At 66.3% G+C, this 2003-nt stretch carries 1 protein-coding gene; it reads right to left on the bottom strand.

Features of this window, described 5'->3' with window-relative positions:
* Positions 1-147: 147 nt before the first annotated feature.
* On the bottom strand, positions 148-2003 hold a 1856-nt coding region (gene glgX, locus ACLFKU_RS43130), incomplete at its 5' end, for a glycogen debranching protein GlgX (protein WP_410853310.1).

Here is a 2003-nt window from a genome sequence, read left to right as displayed (position 1 = left end):
CTGCTCTACGCCCAACGCCGCCACCTGCCGAGACGGGTGGCGGCATTCATGGACTGGGTGGCCGACGTGGTCCGATGCGAGCTGGACCACGGCCGGTGACGCAGGCCCTCCCGCCGGCGTCACCGGCCAGGAGCGAACGCCGGGGGATCACGCGTCGGTGTCGGAATGCCGGTTGCGGCGGCTGCTGATCACCACGATCGCGCGGTCCGGCAACTGCCAGTGACCCTCCGCATCCGCCTGCAGCGGTGCACCGTCGATGGTGCTGATCAACAAGCGCCAATGCTCGTCGTCGATCAACGGCGGCACGAAGGCCTGCGGCTGGTGCGAGGCGTTGAACATCAGCAGCAGGTGCGCATGTTCCGGGCCGCGTGGCGCGTCTTCCTGGCGTGCAGCACCCAGGTGCAGTGCGAGGCTGCGGGCTTCGCCATCGTGCCAGTCGCCATCTTCCATCGGCTGGCCATCCGTACGCAGCCAACGCACGTCATAACCTTCGCCCTGCTCGTCGCGGGCGTCCAGGAAACGGCCACGCCGCAGCTGCGGATAGCGACGACGCAGCGACAGCAGCCGACGCACGAACAGCGATTGCTGGCGCCCTGCCGGGCTGGCGGCCTGCTGCCAGTCGATCCACGTCAATGGATTGTCCTGGCAGTAGGCATTGTTGTTGCCGCCCTGGCTGCGCGCGAACTCATCGCCGGCCAACAGCATGGGCGTGCCCTGCGCCAGCAACAGGCTGGCGAGCATGTTGCGCATCTGCCGTGCCCGTATCGTGTTGATGCCCTCGTCGTCGGTGGGTCCTTCAGCGCCATGGTTGAAGGAGATGTTGTGGTCGCTGCCGTCCCGCCCGTCCTCGCCGTTGGCCTCATTGTGCTTGTCGTTGTAGCTGACCAGGTCGTTGAGGGTGAAGCCATCGTGCGCGGTGACGAAATTCACCGACGCCGCCGGGCGCCGTCCCTTGTGGTTGAACAGATCCGCCGAGCCCATCAGGCGCGTGGCGAACTCGGCCAGCTGGCCCCCATCGCCGCGCCAGAGTGCCCGCACGTTGTCACGGAAACGGTCGTTCCACTCGGCCCAGCCGGGTGCGAACTGCCCCAATTGGTAGCCGCCCGGCCCGATGTCCCATGGCTCGGCGATCAGCTTGACCTGGCTCAGCACCGGGTCCTGCCGCACCGCATCCATGAAGCTGCCGGACGGATCGAAGCCCGCACGCTCGCGCCCGAGGATGGTCGCCAGATCGAAGCGGAAGCCATCCACGTGCATGTCCTGCACCCAGTAGCGCAGCGAGTCCATCACCATCCGCAGCGCACCGGCATTGGTCAGATCGAAGGTGTTGCCGGTGCCGGTATCGTTGATGTAATAGCGCGGATCATCGGCGAGGCGATAGTAGCTGGCGTTGTCGATGCCCTTGAACGACAGCGTCGGACCGAGTTCATTGCCCTCGGCGGTGTGGTTGTAGACCACGTCCAGGATCACCTCCAGCCCGGCATCGTGCACGCCGGCCACCATCTGCTTGAACTCGGCGATGGTGGAGGTGGACATGAAACGTGGCTCGGGTGCGAAGAACGCCAGCGTGTTGTAGCCCCAGTAATTGCGCAGGCCGCGTTCGAGCAGGTGCTGGTCATCGACATGCGCGTGGATCGGCAGCAGCTCCAGCGCGGTCACGCCGAGCTGGCGCAGGTGATCCAGCAGCGCGTCCTGCTTCAGCGCCGAGAACGAGCCGCGCGCCTGCTCGGGTACCTGGGGGTGCAGCATCGACAGGCCGCGCAGGTGCGCTTCGTAGATGACCGTGTCATCCCAGGGGGTGGCCGGGGCGGTATCGCGTCCCCAGGTGAACGCCGGGTCGACCACCGCACAGCGCGGCATGTACGGCGCGCTGTCGCGTTTATCGAAGCTGAGGTCCTTGTCCTTGTGCCCGATCGTGTATCCGAACAGCGCGGGCGCCCACTTCAACTGGCCGACGATCTGCTTGGCGTACGGGTCCAGCAGCAGCTTGTTCGGGTTGAAAC

Origin of the sequence: Paraburkholderia sp. EG304 (assembly GCF_046543485.1) — a bacterium.
Classification (GTDB): Bacteria; Pseudomonadota; Gammaproteobacteria; order Burkholderiales; family Burkholderiaceae; genus Paraburkholderia; species Paraburkholderia youngii.
This window is presented reverse-complemented; position numbering and strand designations above follow the sequence as displayed.